Origin of the sequence: Micromonospora sp. NPDC049359, from assembly GCF_044466585.1 — a bacterium.
Lineage (GTDB): Bacteria > Actinomycetota > Actinomycetes > Mycobacteriales > Micromonosporaceae > Micromonospora.
In genome coordinates this window covers 290,788-310,459 of sequence record NZ_JBITMW010000006.1, presented here as the reverse complement: position 1 = coordinate 310,459, position 19,672 = coordinate 290,788, and the positions used below count along the sequence as shown (strand labels likewise).

Annotated in this window: 13 protein-coding genes; 6 read left to right on the top strand and 7 right to left on the bottom strand. The window is 71.1% G+C overall.

Translation table 11 applies throughout. The annotated features are described in order from the left end of the window. Position 1 precedes the first annotated feature (1 nt). Positions 2–616: a hypothetical protein gene (locus ACIBTX_RS16875; protein WP_357132998.1), complete on the bottom strand. Its 615-nt coding sequence runs from the start codon at positions 614–616 to the stop codon at positions 2–4. A 184-nt stretch (positions 617–800) separates the two neighbouring features. Continuing rightward, a complete protein-coding gene (locus ACIBTX_RS16870; protein ID WP_357132996.1) occupies positions 801–1,679 on the bottom strand; it encodes a dihydrodipicolinate synthase family protein in 879 nt (292 codons plus the stop codon). Between the two features lie 71 nt (positions 1,680–1,750). Between ACIBTX_RS16870 and ACIBTX_RS16865 the strand changes: the two genes are divergently transcribed. The 4 genes from ACIBTX_RS16865 to ACIBTX_RS16850 all read left to right on the top strand — a co-directional run bounded on the left by ACIBTX_RS16865 (position 1,751) and on the right by ACIBTX_RS16850 (position 5,758). Beyond that, positions 1,751–2,668 (top strand): LysR family transcriptional regulator, encoded by a 918-nt coding sequence (locus tag ACIBTX_RS16865; protein ID WP_357399276.1) that lies wholly within the window; start codon positions 1,751–1,753, stop codon positions 2,666–2,668. Between the two features lie 118 nt (positions 2,669–2,786). Then, positions 2,787–4,004, top strand: coding sequence for a chitosanase (locus tag ACIBTX_RS16860; RefSeq protein ID WP_396832685.1), 1,218 nt, complete (start codon positions 2,787–2,789; stop codon positions 4,002–4,004). A 22-nt stretch (positions 4,005–4,026) separates the two neighbouring features. After that, positions 4,027–4,362: a hypothetical protein gene (locus ACIBTX_RS16855; protein WP_357169285.1), complete on the top strand. Its 336-nt coding sequence runs from the start codon at positions 4,027–4,029 to the stop codon at positions 4,360–4,362. A 142-nt stretch (positions 4,363–4,504) separates the two neighbouring features. After that, positions 4,505–5,758, top strand: coding sequence for a DUF222 domain-containing protein (locus ACIBTX_RS16850; RefSeq protein ID WP_357132990.1), 1,254 nt, complete (start codon positions 4,505–4,507; stop codon positions 5,756–5,758). Positions 5,759–6,030: 272 nt separating this feature from the next. Here the strand turns inward: ACIBTX_RS16850 and ACIBTX_RS16845 are convergent, their stop codons facing one another. Continuing rightward, positions 6,031–6,909 carry an aldo/keto reductase gene (locus ACIBTX_RS16845; protein WP_396832684.1) on the bottom strand — a complete coding sequence of 293 codons (879 nt, stop codon included), beginning with the start codon at positions 6,907–6,909 and terminating at the stop codon, positions 6,031–6,033. 86 nt (positions 6,910–6,995) lie between these two features. Here ACIBTX_RS16845 and ACIBTX_RS16840 point away from each other — a divergent pair, with 86 nt between their 5' ends. Beyond that, positions 6,996–7,697: a TetR/AcrR family transcriptional regulator gene (locus ACIBTX_RS16840; protein ID WP_357399279.1), complete on the top strand. Its 702-nt coding sequence runs from the start codon at positions 6,996–6,998 to the stop codon at positions 7,695–7,697. A gap of 162 nt (positions 7,698–7,859) precedes the next feature. On the opposite strand, the gene ACIBTX_RS16835 is transcribed toward ACIBTX_RS16840, so the two are convergent. Together ACIBTX_RS16835 and ACIBTX_RS16830 are read right to left on the bottom strand one after the other, a co-directional pair. Beyond that, on the bottom strand, positions 7,860–10,550 hold the full coding sequence (locus ACIBTX_RS16835) for an RICIN domain-containing protein (protein ID WP_357173109.1): 2,691 nt from the start codon (positions 10,548–10,550) through the stop codon (positions 7,860–7,862). 325 nt (positions 10,551–10,875) lie between these two features. Further along, positions 10,876–13,860, bottom strand: coding sequence for a glycoside hydrolase family 3 C-terminal domain-containing protein (locus ACIBTX_RS16830; RefSeq protein ID WP_396832683.1), 2,985 nt, complete (start codon positions 13,858–13,860; stop codon positions 10,876–10,878). A gap of 299 nt (positions 13,861–14,159) precedes the next feature. On the opposite strand from ACIBTX_RS16830, the gene ACIBTX_RS16825 reads away from it, so the two are divergent. Then, a complete protein-coding gene (locus ACIBTX_RS16825; protein WP_357128026.1) occupies positions 14,160–15,818 on the top strand; it encodes a Na+/H+ antiporter in 1,659 nt (552 codons plus the stop codon). A gap of 65 nt (positions 15,819–15,883) precedes the next feature. On the opposite strand, the gene ACIBTX_RS16820 is transcribed toward ACIBTX_RS16825, so the two are convergent. After that, entirely contained in the window at positions 15,884–16,441 is a 558-nt protein-coding gene (locus ACIBTX_RS16820) for a hypothetical protein (RefSeq protein WP_357393688.1), read from the bottom strand. A gap of 128 nt (positions 16,442–16,569) precedes the next feature. Next, a complete protein-coding gene (locus ACIBTX_RS16815; protein ID WP_363660994.1) occupies positions 16,570–19,635 on the bottom strand; it encodes a VWD domain-containing protein in 3,066 nt (1,021 codons plus the stop codon). Positions 19,636–19,672 lie beyond the last annotated feature (37 nt).

The following is a 19,672-nucleotide window of genomic DNA, read 5'->3' as shown; positions in this document are numbered from 1 at the left end:
CTCACGGCCGTTGGGCGACCGCGCGCAACTCGCCGAGGGTGGTGCGCAAGCCGTTGCCCGACGCCGTCGCGTCCTCGGTGCGCAGGCCGGTGACGGCCATGGCCGGCGAGCGGGTGGCCGCGACGGCGTCGTCGCCGGACCCGGTGACGTCGAAGATGCCGAAGTCGCCGCTGAGCGTCCGGTACGTCGGCGTCGCGGTCCCCGCGTCCTGGGACAGGTAGAGGACCACGTGCTGACCCACGTCGAGGGTCGACATGTGGGCCATGTCGGCCACCCCGGCGTCGAGGCTGGCGAGCGTGATCGACGCTCCGGGGCGTACCCCGGAATCGGTCCTGGCCCGCAGCACCTCGTCCACCCGGAAGCCGGCGGACGTGACCTGGCCGCGTACCACCAGGTCGGCGGCCTCGGTGAGCTGCTGCACCGTGCCGTACCCGCGCAGCTTTCCGCGGGCCGGCGCGGGCGGCGCGCTCGCCGTCGGCGCGACCGCGCCGCCGGTGGTGGGCGCGGCGGCCGGCTCGGCGCCGTCGGCGCTGCCGCAGGCCGACAGCGCCGCGACGGCGAGCACGGCGGTCGCGGCGGCCCACCAGGGCAGGGTACGGCGGAGATCGACTGCCATGGAACGCTCCTCGCGGTCGGTGGCGCTGCTGACGAACCCGGGTCGGTGCGCTCGCAGGCACCCTCGGGGCCCGCGCGCGGGCTGACGATAGCGACCGACGCGCACGGCCGCGCAACGGCCGGATGAACAAATGATCTTCGTCTCCGACGTGTCGCATCGCGGTCTCACGGCCTGGCCGGACCGGTCACGCCGGATCGCTTGCCAAGCCGTCCAGGCGACGCAGCGCCCGCCGGGCGGTGTCCTGGTCGGCGGGCAGCAGCGGCAGTCGGACCGCCGGGGTCGGAATGCGTCCCCGCGCGTGCAGCACCGCCTTGATGACGGTCGGGTTGGGTCCGGCGAACAGCGCGGCCGACAGGCCCGCGAGTCGATGACCGAGCGACCGCCCACGGACGACGTCACCCGCCTGCCAGTGGGTGACCAACCGGACGAACTCGGCCGCCGCGACCTGGGCCGAGGCCGCGATGGCACCGTGCGCGCCGAGGGCCAGCAGCGGCGAGAGGAGCGGATCTTCACCACCGAGTACGGCGAAGCCGGGCGGAAGGTCGGCGAGGAGGTCGATCGCGTCCGCGTCGATCCCACCCGTGGCGTACTTGACGCCGACGACGCCCGGCACCTCGGCGAGCCGGCGGAGATCGTCGGCGTCGAGTTGCTGCCCGGTCCGGTACGGGACGTGGTAGACGACCAGCGGCACCGGGCTTTCCTCGGCGAGGTGGGCGAAGTGGGCGAGCACTCCGGCAGCGCCCGGCCGCAGGAACGGGGGTACCAGGCTCAGGGCCGCCGTCACCTCGGGCCGCTCCCTGAGGGCGCGTACCGCCGCGACGCTGTTGGCGCCGACGAGCAGGCGCGCGCCGCGTTCCCGGCACACCGCGGCCAGGACGTCGAGGACCACGCTCTGCTCCTCGTCGCTGAGGGCGGCCGGCTCGCCCGTCGTGCCCAACGCGACCACGCCGGCCGCGCCGGCGTCGAGCGCGTCGAAGGCCAGGGTGGTCAGCGCGTCGACGGCGACGGCTCCGGACCTGTCGAACGGGGTGATCAGGGGCACGTACAGGCCGGTCAGGGTCATGCCTTCACTCTCGACGGACCGAACCAGGTAGGTCCAGTTCCGATTACTCACGCAATACCTAAGCTGAGCTGATGCTTGACGTCCGTCGCCTCGTTCTGCTGCGGGACCTGGCCCGTCTCGGCACCATCGCCTCAGTCGCGCGGGCACACGCCTACACGCCGTCCGCCGTGTCGCAGCAACTGGCCGCTCTGCAACGGGAGGCCGGCACCCGGCTGCTGGAGCGCACCGGCCGCCGGGTCACCCTCACGCCGACGGCGACCGCGCTCGTACGGCACAGCGAGGTCATCCTGGCCGCGCTGGAAGCCGCCGACGCGACCCTCGCGGCCGCCCGAACGGGACTGCGCGGGAGCGTACGCATCGGCGCCTTTCCCAGCGCCGTCCGCACCCTGCTCCCGGCGGCGCTGGTCACCCTGGCCCGCGACCATCCGGCGCTCGACCTGATGATCACCGAGTTGGACCCGGTCGACGTGCCGGCCGCCCTGCGGGGCCGGCAGCTCGACGTCGCGCTGCTGCACGACTACGACATCGCGCCGGTCGCGCCCGATCCGGCGCTGGACTCCATCGCGCTGCTGGAGGAGACCGTCTACCTCGCCGTACCCCCTGGGGTCGTGCCGGACGGCGGCGGCGCCGATCCGGTCGGCGAGGCGCGCGACGCGCAGTGGATCGTCGGCACGCCCGGGACGCTCTGCCACTCGGTCGCGCTGCACGTCTGCCAGCTGGCGGGCTTCGCCCCGGCGGTACGGCACCACGTCGACGACTTCACCGCCATGCTCGCCCTGGTCGCGGCGGGTGAGGGGGTCGGGCTCGTGCCACAGCTCGCCATCACGCGGCCCTCCGCGCAGGTTCACCTCCTCCCGCTGGCCCTGCGCCGTCGCACGAGAGTCGCCTACCGCAGGGGTGCGGGTGAGCACCCCGCGGTGCTGGCGTGCGTCTCCGCGCTACACAGAGCCACCACCGCCCTGCCCAGCGGAGTTCCGATTGACAGTTGATCGACGTACTGCTATCTGTTAATACAGTTTCCTGATATTCGGGGTGCCCCGGCGCCCTCCCCCACGCCGGGCACCCGACCGGTCGGCGGCCTGCCGCCCCTTTCCCCCGAGGAACACCATGGTGCGTAAGAGAACAGCCGCCTACGCCGTGGGCACCCTGCTGATCGGCGTCGCGGCGGTCGGCTACGGCCTGCCGTCGGCCAGCGCCGCGACCGCCGGCCCGATCACCGGCCTGGCCGGCAAGTGCGTCGACGTGGCCGGCGCGAACTCGGCCAACGGCACAGCGGTGCAGCTCTACGACTGCAACGGCAGCGCGGCCCAGACCTGGACGGTGGGCAACAGCGACAGCTCGATCCGCGCGCTCGGCAAGTGCCTCGACGTCACCGCCGCGTCGACCACCAACGGCGCCAAGATCCAGCTGTACGACTGCAACAACACCGGCGCCCAGAAGTGGACCGCCGGCAGCGGTGGCGCCCTCGTCAACACCGCCTCCGGCAAGTGCCTCGACGTGACCGACCGGAGCACCGCGAACGGCGCCCGGCTACAGATCTGGACCTGCGGCGGCACCACCAACCAGCAGTGGACCCTGCCCGGCGGCGGCACCCCCACCCCCACGCCGACCGCCAGCGGCTCCACCGGCACCAACCTGGACGACCCGGCGAAGAAGGACGTCGCCATGCAGCTCGTCTCGGCGGCGGAGAACTCCTCGCTCGACTGGCGCGCCCAGTTCTCCTACATCGAGGACATCGGCGACGGTCGCGGCTACACCGCCGGCATCATCGGCTTCTGCTCCGGCACCGGCGACATGCTCGAACTCGTCCAGGCGTACACGAACACCAAGCCCGGCAACGTGCTCGCTGGCTACCTGCCGGCGCTGCGCGCCGTCAACGGCACCGCGTCGCACTCGGGCCTCGACCCGAACTTCACCCGCGACTGGCGCACCGCCGCCAACGACTCCGTGTTCCGGGCCGCGCAGGAGGCCGAGCGGGACCGGGTCTACTTCAACCCGTCGGTCCGCGACGGCAAGAACGACGGGGTACGCGCACTCGGCCAGTTCGCCTACTACGACGCGGCGGTCATGCACGGGTACGAGGGCATGCGTCAGATCCGCAGCCGCGCCCTCACCCGCGCGAAGCCCCCGGCGCAGGGCGGCGACGAGCGGACCTGGCTCAACTCGTTCCTTGACGAGCGGGTCATCGAGATGAAGAAGGAGGAGGCCCACTCGGACACCTCCCGCGTGGACACCGCCCAGCGGGTGTTCCTCAACAACGGCAACTTCAACCTGAACACGCCGTTGACCTTCGCCGTCTACGGCCAGCAGTTCCGCATCAACTGACCCGCCGGCGGCGCATCGCGCGGTGACGACATCGATCGCGCCGCCACCCCTGCCTCGAAGGGGCACGGGTGGCGGCGCGATCATCGTCCGGGCCGCCGGCCCCATGCAGCGCTACGGTGCCACGGTGGTGGTCAACACGGTGGAGAAGTTCGGCGCGGACGATCTCCTCGAACGTGCGTGGGATCTGCCGACAGCGGTCAGCGAATCGCTTCGTCCGCTCGTTCAGATGACGCCTGAGGGCTGGGTCGTGGACGCGTGGCCCATGACGGCGCAGCTTGCTGCGATCGTGCAACCGTGGGTGGACGAACCCGTCGATGTGGAGTCAGGCTGCTGGTTCGTCAGCTCCGCGCGGCATTGACGCGATGCCGGCAGCACGCCGCCAGCGGCCACTTGACGCTCCTGCGAGCCGTCCGTCGCCGGCTGCCGAGGATCGGCACCGTCCGGACATCCAATCGATCATGATTACTGGGGTTGTCGTACGTCTGTTCTAATGTCAGGTCATGGTCGAGGAGCTGACGCAGGCAGACGCGGCGGTCGCCGCCTGCCTCGACGCGTCCGCCTGGAGCCTCGCCGAGCACGAACTCGTCGCCGCGCTCGACGCCGCGCACCGCCTCGCGCAACGGCTCGCCGCGCTCCAACTGACCCTCGTTCGCGAGCTGGACGGTCGGGGCATCGCCCGCGCCCACGGCGCGTCCGGCACCGCCGTCTGGCTCCGCGAACGCCTACGCCTCACGATTCCGGCGGCCCGACGGCTCGTCGACCTCGCCGCCGCCCTCGACAACGGCCACAACGGCGGAGTCCGGCAGGCGTTGGCCGACGGGAACATCACCGCCGAGCAGGCCCGCGTCATCACCGACACCGTCACCACGGTGCACGACAGCGCCGGCTCGACAGCCGCCGACAAGGCCGTCGGCGTCCTCATCGAATGGGCCGGGCAGTTCGACCCGACCCTGCTGCGCAGGTTGAGCACGCGCATCCTCGACCACGTCGCCCCCGACGTCGCCGAGGCCGCCGCGAAGGCCGCGCTGGAGGCCGACGCCCGCCGCGCCGACCGCGATCGGCACCTGACCGTTTCCGAGCAGACCGACGGTCGGCTGAGACTCGCCGGCACCCTCGACGTCGAGACCGCCGGACTGCTCCGCGCCGCCATCGACCCGCTCAGCGGTCCCAGCGGCCCAGACGACACCCGTACGCCGGGCCAACGCCGCCACGACGCCCTCGCGGACGTCTGCCGACTCGCCCTCCGCACGGGCGACCTACCGGCGAACGGCGGTGAGCCCGCCCAGATCGTCGTCACCACCGGCTACGACGCCCTGAGTCAGCAGCTCGGCGCCGGCACGCTCGACACCGGGCTCTCCCTGACCCCGCAGACGGTACGTCGGCTCGCCTGCGACGCCGCCATCCTCCCCGCCGTTCTGGGCGGCAATGGCCAACCACTCGATGTCGGCCGGCAACGCCGCCTCATCACCGGTCCCCTGCGGCGCGCCCTCGTGCTTCGCGACCGTGGCTGCGCCTTCCCCGGCTGCGACCGGCCACCGCGCTGGTGCGACGCCCACCACGTCCGTCACTGGGCCGATGGCGGCGACACCTGTCTCACCAACGCCGTCCTGCTCTGCGGCCACCACCATCGCCACGTACACAAGGGAGAATGGACGGTCCGGCTCGGCAGCGACGGCCGACCGATGTTCGTTCCGCCAGCCTGGCTGGACCCCGACCAGCTACCCCGCCGCAACCGCTACCACCGACGCAACTAGACCCGTGTCTGATGATGATCGCTTTGCTGGTTGGCGGAGCGCCAGAGCAGCGTTCCACGACGTCGCCTGCTGGTCCGCCCGTGCGTCGAAGGCGGGCGGGCTGCCCCGCGCGGGAGCCCTGGCGGAGCCGGTTGGCCTGCTGGTCCCGCCGCGCGGCCGTCGACGGCCAGGTGGACCTTGGTCGTCGACAGGCGAAATGGGCGCCGTCTCAGAGCCCCGAAGATCATTTGTCAGATGCGGCCGAGGCCGACAGCGACATCCCCGGGGCCCTCTCAGCGGTGGCCAGGAACGGGGGGCGTGGGCTGGCCGAGGACCGCTTGCGACTCGTCGACGAGTCCGGTCAGGCGCGCGACCTCGGTGTCGGTCAATTGTTCGGCAACTTCGGAGGCTGCGATGTTGGACCGCAGGTGGTCGGTGCTGCTCGTGCCGGGGATGACGACGATGGAGGGCGAACGGCGCAGCAGCCAGGCCAGTGCGATCTGGGCCGGTGTGGCACCCAGGCGCTCTGCCGGGCCGGTCAGCTGCTGGTGGCCGCTGAGCCGTCCGGCGGCCAGCGGGAAGTAGGGGATGAAGAGGATGCCCTGGGTCTCGCAGTCGGCGAGGACCTGGACGCCGCTGCGGTCAAGCAGGTTGAAGCGGTTCTGCACCGCCGCGATGGGGGTCATCTGCTGGGCGCGGGCCAGCATCTGCGGGGACGCGCCGGACAGGCCGATGCGGCGGATCAGCCCCTGGTCTCGCAGCTGGACGAGTGCGCCGAGCGACTCCTCCAGCGGTACGTCCTGGTGCGCGCCGGGGGTGTCGCCGACGAGTCGGAGGTAGGTCAGCTCGCTCGCGTCCGTTCCCAGGTCGGCAAGGGACTCGTGAACCTGCCGCCGGACCGTCTCCGGGCGACCGTCGACGACCCAGGACTTGTCCGGGCCGCGCTCTGCGCCGACCTTGTTGCCCACGATCACGCCCTCGGGGATCGGTCCCAGCGCCTGCCCGATCAGCTGGTTCACCGTTCGTGGCCCGTAGGCGTTCGCGGTGTCGAAGAAGGTCACGCCCAGCTCGACAGCCAGGCGCAACAGCCGCCGTGCCGCCTCCGGGTCGTCCGGGAACCCCCAGACCTTAGGGCCCGCAAGCTGCATGGCGCCGTATCCCACACGATTCATCGACCTCTCCCGCCGTATCACTGATACGGTATATCCCGTATCGCTGACCGAACCAGTGATACGCCTTATGCCGTAGCATTGCAACCGTGGATGACGCGAAGACCCGCAGTCGCCGGCAGATCCTGGAAGTCGCAGCCGAGCTTCTGGAACGCGAGGGCGCCCACGCGCTCTCCACCCGCGCCGTCGCAGCGGCGGCAGGCATCCGTGCCGCCTCCTTGTACCAGCTCTTCGGCGACAAGGACGGGCTCCTTTCGGCGCTGGCCATCCACGGCTTCGACCTGTACCTGGCGCAGAAGCACACCTTGTCGTCGAGCGGCAACCCGGTCGACGACATGCGCCGCGGATGGGACATGCATGTCGACTTCGGCCTGAAACACCCCGCCTTCTACCTGCTGATGTACGGCACCGACCGCCCCGGCCGGCGCCCACCTGCCGCGCGGGAGGCTCAGGAACTCCTCATGACGTTCCTCGGCCGCGCCGCCTCCGACGGCCGCCTACGGGTGCCGCCCGTCCTGGCCGCCCACCTCACGCTGGCAGCGGTAACCGGCACCACGCTCTCCCTGATCGGCATCCCCGAGGGCGAACGCGACCCGGAGGTCTCACCGCGCATGCGGGAAGCACTCATCGAAGCCCTGACCACCGACACGAGCCCAGCCCCGGACTCCACCCTCGCCGCTCGCGCCCTCGCGCTCGATGCCACCCTCGGCGGGGCGGATCCAGCCATCGTCCCGCTCCGCCCCGTCGAGACCGCACTCCTGCGGGACTGGCTCCAGCATCTCGCCCACTAGGGGCTGTTTCATAAGGGCGGTCGAGCCGAGGCGGAGTCCGGGCGGCGATCCGGCAAGGCGCGGTTTCGTCCGGATACCGGTGTTGTATCCGGACGAAACCGCAACGCCGCCGGTCGTCGTCCGGGCCCGCCGCAGGCCGGCCAGTTCTTATGAAACAGGCCCTTAGCTACGCAGCGTCCACTGCTGGTTGGCGCCGCCGTTGCACGACCAGAGGATGATCTTCGTGCCGTTGGCGCTGGCCGCGCCGTTGGCATCGAGACAGAGCCCGGACTGGCCGTTCGTGATGGTGCCGTTGCTGTTGATGTTCCACTGCTGGTTCGCGCCGCCGTGGCAGTCCCAGATGATGACCTGGGTGCCGTTGGCCGTGCCCGCCCCGGACGCGTCCAGGCACTTGTTGCCGTACACCATCAGCTGCTTGCTGGACGTGGCGGTCCACCGCTGGTTGGTGCCGCTGCCGCAGTCCCAGAGCTGCGCCTGGGTGCCGTTGGTGGTCGAGGAGTTGGGGACCTCGACGCAGCGGCCGGACTGGCCGCCCACGAGCTGGCCGCCCTGCTGGGTGCCGCCGCCACTCTGCTGCCGGACGAGGGAGATCGACTCCGCCGACCGGTTGCCCTGGGCGTCGACGACGTAGAGGCGGTACTCGCCCTGGGTCGACGGCACGGCGATGGACGTGGCGTTACCGGCCGCCCGGGTCATCGTCGCCCCGGCCGTGAAGGTGGTCGTGCCCAACGGGGCCAGCCAGACCGACTTGCCGGCGTCGCCGGTGCTCCGGATCGGGATCGTCGCCGTGGCGCTGGTGACGTACGTGCTGGCCGGCAGCACGTAGTTGGACACCGAGAACCTGCTGGCCGGGATGATGTCCCGGTAGGCGTCCTCAAGACCGGAGCTGGCCGCGATGCCGTACGCCGCCGCCGGCCAGACGTAGTCGGAGGAGACGAGGATGTCGGCGACCGTGCTGTTCGGCAGGTTCTTGTTCGACACCTTGTTGATCGGGCCGTAGATCTGCGTGATGCTCAGATCGTGCTTCCGACCGAAGTCGTCGGAGTTGATCATCCAGGTGACGTTCTTGTCGATGCTCAGGACGTTGTCCCGGAAGGTGATGTACGCCGAGCCCTCGTCGGGGTGGAGTCCGTACTTGTGGCCCGAGGGCACACCCTGGAAATAGTTGTTGGTGATCGTGGTCCCGGGCTGGCTGCCCAGCGTGTAGATGGGCGCCGTGTCGCTGAGGCGCTGGACCGTGTCGATGATGTGGTTGTAGCTGATGGTGTTGTTCCGCGCCGTCGTGGTCGGCCGGTTGGGCGCGATCGAGCCGGATGACCCGTCGAAGTTCCACCAGCCCCAGCCCATCGTGATGCCCGACCAGGGGGCCTTCTCGATCCGGTTGCGCTGGATCGTCAGGGTGTCGACGAAGTACGCCGAGATGGGGCTGTGCCCGTTGAACAGCACCGCGCTGTCGTACAGGTAGTTGTTCTTGATCTCGATGTTCTTCGGCAACCCCTCGACCTGCGGGAGGTACTTCTCCCGGTTGCTCGACGTGCCGTCTCCGATGTAGACGTGCTGGGGATGGCCGACGTCGATGGCGGAGCCGGCGACGTCGTTCGTGTAGTTCCCGATCAACTGCGAGTTCTGCACGTCGTTGACCATGCTGATGCCGTCGGCGCCGGTGTGCTGGACCCGGTTGCGTTGCAGGAGGATCCCGTCGGCGTTCTGCACCTGGACGATGCCGGGCGTGACGTCCACGTTGCGGTAGTAGTAGACGTGGAAGTTGCCCTTCGCGTACGCCTGCGCGCCGAGGTTGCCCTGCTGCGCCTGCTTGAAGGACGAGCCGGCGACGTTGAACAGGTTCCAGTCGGAGTGCTGCACGGTCAGGCCGGAGAACGTGATGTTGCGCGCGTGGCTGGTGGTCGAGGTGCCGGCGACCCGCAGCACGGTGGTGACGTTGTTCGGCGCGTACACCGACGCGTTCGTCATGTCCTCGGAGCTGGCCTTGTAGTAGTAGACCGTCTTGGTGCCCTTGTCGAAGTAGAACTCACCGGGGGCGTCCAGGAACTCGTACGCGTTCATGAGTTTGTGGCTGCCGCCGACCTGGGCGTTGCCGTTGAACGCGCCCTGCGCGATGGCCGCGCCCGGCTGCTGGAACAGGGCGACCCGGTTCGAGCCGTCGGTGGTCACCTGGCGGACCCCGACGATGGCGGTGGTCCAGGTCGTGCCCGTCTCGATCTCGATGTCGTCCTGGTTGCGGGGGATGGCGGGGAAGTCGTTCTGGCTGTACTTCGCGCCGTCGCACTGGGAGCCCGACTCCCACGCCCAGGACGCCTGACCGGCGGTGACGTTGTACGTCCCGTAGCACCCGCCCGAGCTGACGGTCTTGGTCGCCATCTGCGCCCGCTTGTCGTTGACGTACAGCGTGCGCAGCTTGGTGCTGCGATCCAGCGGCGCCTTCCAGATGTTGCCGCTGTGCTGGGTCCAGCCGGTGACCGGGACGCCGCCGTCGAGGATGGGGGTCTCGCCGGGATAGGCGGCGTAGCTGATCCGGTACCCGTTGGTGCCGGAGTCGCTGGCGCCGAACTCGACGGTGCTGGTGACCGGGTATCTGCCGCCACGCAGGTAGACGTTGATGTCGCCGGACATGTTCGCGTTAACAGTACGGACGACGTCCCGCGCGCGTTGCACCGTCTTGAACGGTGACGCCTGCGTGCCTGCGTTGGAGTCGTTACCGTCCGGGGCGACGTAGTACGTCTCCTGAACCGCGGCCGAGGCGGGCGATTGACTGATCACCACGGCCGGCAGCGTGGCGGCGACGAGCGCCGCCGCGAGCAGTGCCGTGCGGGTGGTGGATGCGGCTGGTCTCACGTGCTGTCCTCTCTCACTTGTCGTCGACGTTGGTGCCTGGGACGTGCATCGAGCGACAAGCAGGGAACAGCGACGCCACCAAGGATCGGCGGGGGGCGCGTGGTGCGGCCCGACCACACTCTTTTGCCAATCGCTACGAAGTCTTGGGCGGAGCGTATGTCAGACGTGTGACGAATGCAATACGAGATTGGGTCCCATCTATGTCTAAATGCCTATCAAAAGCGCAAAGCAGACGAGCAGCACAATGCTTGATCGTCGATCATCCGATGAATTCGGAATCGGCTCGGGCCGAGGGACACCAACACCCCGGCCCGAGCCGTCCGGATCAGCGCAGCGAGAAGTCCGCCAGCCGCAGTGGAGAGTCGAACACCAGGTAGACGTCGTGGGTCCCGGCAACCCGGGCAACCTCGGCACTGACGCTGACGTACCGGTAGTCGTCGCCGGTGCTCGGCACGGTGGCCGTACCGAGCAGTCGACCGGTGGGCGAACCCAGCCGAACCTGGATCGTGCCGGTGCCCGCCGTGGCCTTGGCGACCCGCGCCGTGAAGGTGTGGCCGCCCGGGCGCAGGGCGGACTTCCCGAAGGAGATCCACTGACCGGCTGCGGTGGCGCCCACGGCCGTACCGCGTACCTTCGTCTCGTCGACGAGCCGGACCCCCGCGTACCCGTCGAAATTCTCGGCGCGGGTCGTCCGGGTCAGGTCCCGGGCCGGGATCGTCTCACCGCGGACCATGACCGCCGTGCGGCCCCGGACATCCGTGGCGCTCGCGCCGACCATCAGGTCGTACGCGGACGACTCGACCACCCACCGACTCCGGGTGACGTCCCAGTTCGCGAGGTCGGCGGCGCGCACCCGTAGCGTGACGGTGCGGGTCTGCCCGGGGGCGAGGTCCACCCGCTGGAACGACCTGAGCGCCCGGATCGGCGTCTTCACCCGCGAGGTGCGTTGGTGGCTGTAGAGCTGGACGACCTCGGAGCCGGCCCGGCTACCGGTGTTGGTCACGTCGACGCGGGCCGTGATGGTGCCGTCCGCCGCGACCGAACGGCCGTCCGCGCGGAGCTGGCCGTACCGGAACCCGGTGTACGACAGCCCGTGGCCGAACGGGTAGAGCGGCTTGGCGGCGCTGTACAGGTAGGTCTGCCCGGACGAGATGATGTCGTACTCCAGCAGGTCCGGCGGTAGTTGCCGGTCCGAGCGGTACCAGGTCTGGGTGAGCTTGCCGGACGGGTTGCGGTCGCCGAACAGGACGTCGGCAACGGCGTGACCCGTCTCCGCGCCCGCGTGGGTGGTCCACACGATCGCCGGCACGTGCTCCTGCTCCCACCCGATCGTGACCGGGTAGCTGGTCTGCAACACCAGCACCGTCCGCGGGTTGGCCTTGGTCACGGCCTTGACCAGCGCCTCCTGGCTGGCGCTCAACGCCATCGAGGTGCGGTCGTGCGCCTCTCGCCCGTTGATGAACGGGTTGCTGCCGACGACCAGGACGGCGGTGTCGGCCGCCTTCGCCGCCGCGACGGCACGGTCGACTCCGCTACTGATCACCTCACGCTGGAAGTGGGTCGCCTCCGCCGCGCTGGACGCCCCGAGCTTGAGCGCGCCGTCGTCGCCGACCGTGACGTACGTGTTGACGCCGAACCAGCTCTCCGTCGTCTCGTAGCCGGCGTAGCGCAACGCGACCGTCCCGTCGGCCTGCGGCTCCAGCGTGAACTGCTGCTGGACGTACCAACCGTTCGGCTGCTCGTCCCGGGTGACGAACGGCCCCCAGTTGTAGCCGAGGTAACGGCCGTTCGCGGCGTTGCGCAGGGTCACCACGTTCTGTCCCCAGTCGACGCTGTCGAACTGGGCCGCGAGCGACGCGTCGGCGCCGGTGGCGGCGACCGGGTCCGCGTCGGTGGTGCCGGTGGCCGTCACGTACCGGCCGGTGGACGGGTCCTTCAGGGCGATCCGGTCCGCCCCGTCGAGCCCGTCGACGCTCGCCGAACTGCCCAACCGCTCGCGGATGCCATCCAGCGCGGTCACCTGGTACGGCAGGTCGGCGCCGTACCAGTCGGTGTAGAGGGTGTCGGCGAGCGGGCCGAGCACGGCCACCTTGCGGGTCCGGGCCGGGTTCAGCGGTAGCGCCTGCCGCGAGTTCTTGAGCAGCACCATCGCCTCGCCGGCGGCCTGACGGGCCAGCCGTTGGTGTTCCGGGCTGTTGATGACGTCCGGGGTGATGCCGCCGTACCGGCCGCCGCCCGGGTCGAACTCACCGAGGCGAAAGCGCAGGTTCAGGATCTCGGCGATCCGGGCGTCGATGTCCGCCTCGGTGAGCAGGCCGTCGGCGAGGGCCTGCTTGATGGCGCTGACGGTCGGCTGGGCGTTGGTGTCGTCGGTGATGAAGCTGTTGAGGCCGGCCTTGACGATCGCGGCGTTCCCCTGCGCCTGGGTCGGGTAGTAGCCCTGCGAGGCGACGAGGTTGTTCGGCGCCCAGGCGTCCGTGACGTTCATCAGGGGCTGGTCGGTCCAGCTCCGTACCACCGTCGCCAGGTCCGGATCCACGGTCGCCGGGCGGCCGTTGACCAGGTTGTACGAGGCCATCACGCCGGTCGCCGCGTCGGCCGCGATGGCCGGCTTGAAGGCGGCCCGGTCGTACTCGTTGAGCACCCGCGGCGGGACGTTCGACGAGGTGACGTCGCGCCGGACCTCGTTGTTGTAGGCCAGGTAGTGCTTGAGGGTCGGCGCGCTCTTGAGGTGGTCCGGGTCGCCCCCGGTCATCCCCGAGCCGTACGCGGTGGAGATCTTCGCGGTGAGCAGCGGGTCCTCGGAGTAGCCCTCCTCGTTGCGACCCCAGCGCGGGTCGCGGAGCAGGTTGACCACCGGCGCCCAGAGGTTGAGACCCCAGACCCGCGGGTTCTGCGCGTGGTAGCCGCGCGCCTCGTCGCCCACGGCCGACCCGACCCGCTGGATCAGGTCGGGGTTCCAGGTGCTCGCCATGCCCACCGGCTGCGGGAAGGACGTGCCGCGGGCCTTGACCACCGCGCCGTTGTTGTCGATGTCGGTCGACCAGGCGACGCCGTGCAGCGCCTCGGTGCCGGTCTTGAACAGGCCGATGCCCAACCGGGGAACGGCCGGCTGGTACTGGTGCAGCCAGGAGATCTTCTCGTCCAGCGTGAGCCGGCCGAGCAGGTCGTCGACCCGGACCTGGACGGGCAGGCTGGGGTCACGGAACGGGTAGGTGGGGTCGGCGTGTGCCGCGCCGGGGACGGTCGGCAGGGCGAGCAGGGCGAGCGCGAGCGCGGTGATTCCGCGCCGAAGGCGCCACTTCCGCATGCGATTCTCCTCATGTCGTACGACAGGCGCGATTCAGCGCCAAGACCGGCGTGGCCAGGCTCGACACCCGGCTGACGGGCCTGAACGACGAATCGTCGAAGCGCTTCGACGACCCGGCCGCGTAACCACGGCCATGAATGTGGTGATCGCGCAACTATAGAAGCGCACCAATTGATGGGCAAGGCCGGACGCTCGCGCGCCGAGTCCACGACGATTCCGTACGGTCCGGTGCCGGGTAGGGTCGACCCCGAGACCCACGCGCCGATCCGGGGGGACGTCACCAGGTGAGCGCCCATTCGATGGTGTTGTTCGTGCTCGCCGCCGTGGCGGTCATCGTCGCCGTCCGGTGGGTGGCGTCCCGTACCGGCCTGCCGGCGGCCGCGCTGCTGCCGCTCATCGGGATCGTGTACGCGCTGCTACCCGGCCCCAACATCGGCCTCGACCCGGAGCTGGTGCTCATGGTCGTGCTGCCGCCGCTGCTCTACAGCGCGGCGTTGGACTCCTCACTGCTGGACATCCGCCGGAACCTGCGCATCGTGGTCAGCCTCTCGGTGATGCTGGTGCTCCTCACCGGGCTGCTCGTCGGCCTCGGGTTCCACCTGTTCGTCGCGGGCGCGACCCTGGCCGCCGGCATCGCGGTCGGCGCCGCCATCGCCCCGCCCGACCCGGTGGCCGCCCTCGCGGTGGGCCGCCGGGTCAACCTGCCGCCGAAGATGGTCACGATCATCCAGGGCGAGGGGCTGCTCAACGACGCGACAGCGCTGACGATGCTCAGCGTCGCGGTGGCCGCCGCCGTCGGTGGCACGTTCTCGTTCCCCGCCGCCGTGGCCCAGTTCGTGCTGGCGGCGGTCGGCGGGGTCGCCGTCGGCGTCGCCGTCGCCTGGGCGAAACGACTGGCCCGCCCGCTCACCGCGGACCCGCTGCTGTCCAACGCGATCTCGCTCGCGACACCGTTCGTGGCCTACCTGCTGGGCGAGGCGTTGCACGTCTCCGGCGTACTCGCCGTGGTGATCGCCGGGCTGATCGTCGGCCACCAGACGCCCCAGGTCGGGTCCGGGGCCGCCCGGCTCCAGACCAGCGCGGTGTGGCGGCTCGTCGACTTCCTCCTCGAAGGCTTCGTCTTCCTGCTGATCGGCCAGCAGCTCCCCGAGGTCGTCAAGGGACTGCGCCAGTACGACACGTCGACGATCGTCATCGCCGTCGCGGTTTCCGTGGGTGTGGTGCTGCTCCTGCGTCCCGGGTGGCTGGTGCTGACCCAGTCGCTCCCCCGGTCCCTGCACACCCGCCTCGGCGGCATCTCCGAGCAGGACGACGCCGACGAGCCGAACACCGCCCGACAGGTCGCGCGGGCGGACCGCAACGCCCGCCGACTCACCTCCCGCGAGGTGGTGGCGCTGAGCTGGTCCGGCACGCGCGGCGTCATCAGCCTGGCCGCGATCTTCACCCTGCCGCTGACCACCGACGACGGGTCGCCCTTTCCCGACCGCGACCTGCTGCTGTTCTGCACCTTCGTGGTCGTGCTCGTGACGCTGGTCGGTCAGGGTCTGACCTTCGCACCGCTCGTGCGGATGCTCGGCCTGCGCGCCAACGAAACCGACCAGGCCCGGGTACGCAACGAGGCCCGCTCCGCGGCGGTCGAGGCGGCTCTGGCCCGTCTCGACGAGGTCGCCGCCGCCGAACCGGACAGCGCGGTGGCCGTCAACACCACGCGTACCCAGTTGCTGGCCCGCCTCGCGCGTTACCGCGGCCGGCTCGACCTGCTCGAACAGAGTGGATCGTCGGAGATCCCCACGTCACCGCAGTACGAGACGGCGCTGCGGGTCCGCCGTACCGCGCTCGACGCCCAGCGCGAGGAGTTGGTGCGCTGGCGTGACTCCGGGCGGCTCCCGGACGAGGAGCTGCGGGTCCTGGAGCGGGAACTCGACCACGAGGAGTTGCTGCTCCCCAAGCGGCAGTAGGTTCGCACCGATGGGGGCGCACCGGTGGTCGGCCAACGGATCCGGACCTCGCCCGGCCGGTCCGACTACGAGCCGGCACCGACCGGTGGCATCGGCCGCACGGACGCCTCGGTGGCCAGCCGCGCGGCCAACCGCTCATCGAGGTACGCCGTCACCCGCGCGTCCTCAGCCGGCGTCAGTGTTGTCCGGCACAGGTAGCGGGGCTGCTGGTCTGCGCAGTCCAGACGGTACGCCTCCCGCATCCGAACGGCGTGCCTGATCGCCGTCCACGGCAACCGCAACGTCGCATGGGCGGCGTGCCACTCGATGGCCTCCGCGGTGAACACGTACCGCACCGGCGCGCTCAACTCGGCGTGGCCTCGCAGGTACGCCGAGCCGTTGATCAGCCCCACGACGAACCAGACCACCCCGAACGGGAGGCCGAACAGCCCGGCGAGGAGCCAGCCACCATCGGCCGAGAACGTACCGAGACTCGTGATCGACAACAGCAGCCCCGAGATGACGAACAGCAAACTCATCCGCCGCAGATCCCGTCGCCGCAACCGCGTGTACCGGACGTCGGGGGTGACCAGCAGGTCGAACCCGTCCCTGATGCCCGCATCGTCGAGCTTCTCGTCGCCCACCCCGTACCCCCGTCGTCGATACCAACCGGGAAGAACCTAGACCCGGGCCGCCCGAGGGGTCGATCGGTGGCTGCTCAGCAGCGCGCCGCCCGGCGTGTGGTGTCGCCCAGCCGCCACCGATCACCGCATCACCGCAGCGTCAACGTGACCTGCCCGGTCGCGACCCCGGACGGGTCCACCACCACCGTGTACGTGCCGGCGGCCGGCAGCGTCGTCCGGTCGATGTCACCAGCCCCATTGATCACACATCCGCTGGTGATCGGGCTGCCGTCGGGGGCGCGTAGCTCCAGCACACCGCACTGGTCGGGCAGGTCGGAGGCGGTCGCGGTCAGACTCACCGACGTCCCGGCGGCGGCGGTGAACCGGTAGCTCGTCACCGCCCCCGGCCGGTCCACGGTGGCGACGACCGGCGGACCGCCAACGGTGATCGTCGCCGCCCGGTCGCGGCTGCTGACCAGCCGCAGTGTGGTCGTGCCGGTGGTGCGTCCGGTCGGATCGACCACCACCGTGTACGTCCCGTCGGCGGGCAACAGCGTGCCGTCGATCTCGCCAACGCCGTTGATCACGCAGCCGCTGCTCAGCAGCCGGTCTTCGGTGTCGCGCAGTTCCAGCGGGGTGCACTGGTTGGGCAGTGTGCTCGTGGGCGCCTCGACGAAGACGCGCTCGCCCTGCTGCCCGGCGAACCGGTACCGGGCCCACGCGCCGGGCTGCTCCAGGGTCGCGGTGACCTCCGGGCCGTTCGCCTGCAGCGTGCCGTCGACGTCCCGGGCCACGTACACCCGGACGACGGCTCGTCCGGTGTCGCCGGCGGCGGCGGTGACCCGCACGGCGTACGTGCCGGTGGTGGTGAGGTCGACGCGGTCGATGTACCCGACGCCGCCGATGGCGCAGCCGGCTCCGATCAGCCGGTCGGTCGGGTCGGTGAGCACGTACGGCGAGCAGCGGTCGGCCATCCCCGGCGCGGTGACGTCGACGAAGACGGCGTCCCCGGTGCGCCCGTTGAACGTCAGCGGCTCGCCGCCCGGGGTGAGGCTGGCCGTGGCGATCGGCACGGCGCTGATCGGCGGGGCGATCGGCGGGGCGATCCGTTCGGTGGTGGCCCCGGCGACGGCGAACTCACCACGCCCGCTGACGGCGACGTCGAAGACGCAGTCAGCGAGCGGGCCCGCCGCGGTGACGCCGGCCCACCGGCAGATCCGTTCGGCGGCGGCACGCCGGGCCGGGTCGAGGTCGGCGACGGTCACCTCCCGCTCGGGGAAGGTCCGGTCGGTGAACGTGCCGGTGTCCTCGCCGTCGCCGTACGGGAACAGCGAACGGTCCTGGGTGAGCCGCCAACTGTCCGCGTACGACGGGTAGAGCGTGGCGAACGGCACGGGCTGGGCGAGGGCCGCGCTGCCGGCGGGGGCGATGTCGTCGGCCGGGTCGCCGTCGAAGTCGCCGAGCAGGCCGCGTACCTTCCCGGCCCGGCCGTCGGCGAGCCGGACGAGCACCCGGTAGCCGTAACGGCCGATCTGGTCCACCGCCGCCGCCGAGCCGTCCGGCCACGTCACGTCGTACCCGTCGGTCTCGCCGGTGTCGGACGGGCGGCGGGTGAGGTTGCCGCCGGCCAGGTCGGTCCGCTCCGGTGGCGCGGCGACCGGCGTGCCGTCGACGTGCACCCGGGTGGCGCCGTCGGTGAGGGTGAGCGCGACGCGGTGGACGCCGATCCGGAACGCGACCGCCGAGTTGACCGAGGCGGACCGGGAGCCCGTCATCGGCGACTGCCGGACCTGGACCTCCAGCGGGTCACCTTCGGTCGCGGCGACCAGGGTGAACTCGCCGACGGCCTGGAAGTCGTAGGCGACCCGGTCGAACGTGACCAGGTGCGGGTCGCCGTTGCTGCCGCCGCAGTCGGCGCCGTCCTCACACATCTTCACCGGCCCCTTCGGCGGGGGCGTCTTCTTCGGCGGCTTCTTGCACTCGTCCAGGCTCTTCGGCAGCGGCTTGCCCTTGTAGTCCTTGCGCGGCGGCAGGCCCTTCGCCGCCCGGTAACGGTTCTCCGCCAACGTCGCCCGCACCTCGGCGGTGGGAATGCCCGTGCTTCCGCACTCGCCCGGTGGCACCGCGTCGCGGGAGATGTCGTCGGCGTGGTTCAGCTCGTGGTAGAGCGCGGCGCACGGATCGCGGGCCACGCCGTCCTCGTACGGGTCGGTGGAGGTCGGATTCCAGGTGACGGTGGACGAGCCCTTGCCGTCGGGGCTGTCCGGCGTCTCGAACGCGCCGGAGCCGCCCGGGGTGGGGATGATCCGCACCTTCGGGCTCTTCTTGTCCTTCAGCCGGGGCAGGATGCCGGACGGGTCCCCGCCCGGCGCGGCGAACCCGCTCAGACAGCCGTCCACGGCGGCCTGGAAGTCGACGCCCTTGATCGGCACACCGGAGGTCGGGTCGACCGAGTAGTCGGCCCGCGCCGGGCGGGCCCCGCCGCCGACCAGCGCACCGACGGCCACCAGCAGCAGGACCACGGTCGCGGCGGTCGGCCGGCGGCGTACCCGCAGCAGGATCACCAGCGCGGCCAGGAGCAGCACCAGCAGCAGTACGCCGGCCGCCGGCCAGAGCCAGCGGCGACCGGACGCACCGCCGTCGCCGACCGTGAACGTGGTGCTCCGCAGGGCCGTCGCGCCCGTGCAGGGGTCGACCGCGCCGGTGACCGGCAGTGGCACGTAGCCGGCCGTCACCTCGTACCGGCCGGGAGCGCCGACCGGCCAGAGCGAGTCGAGACCGCCGCCGTCCCCGGTGGCCGCCACCGAGCGGAGCACGACCTCGCCGGGAGCGTCACCCAGCCGGATCCCGGTGAGCGTCACGGTCGCCGTCGCCGCGGGCTCGACAGTGGTCAGACCGGCGGTGGCCGCCGCGGCGATCCCGTCGTCGTGGAAGCTGCGGGCGAGCGTGGGCGTGAGATCGCGCCCGTCCCGGCGTACCCCGGTTATCTGGACGGTGCCGACGGCCGTGGTGGGCAGCGCGCACGCCGACCCGGTCGAGTTCGTGACGGTGAGGTCCAGGTGGACCTGGTCACCGGCGCGGTAGTCCGCCTGCCCGGGCCGCAGGGCCAGGCCGAGGCCGTCGCCGTCGGGCGCCGCGGCGGCGCTCGCCGCCCCGGCCACCAGGGCCGTCACGAGTACGGCGAGTCCGGTAGCCGATCGAAGCGTCCACCTCATGGTGGGGACTGTAGGGGCGCGGCGACGGGATTCCCGC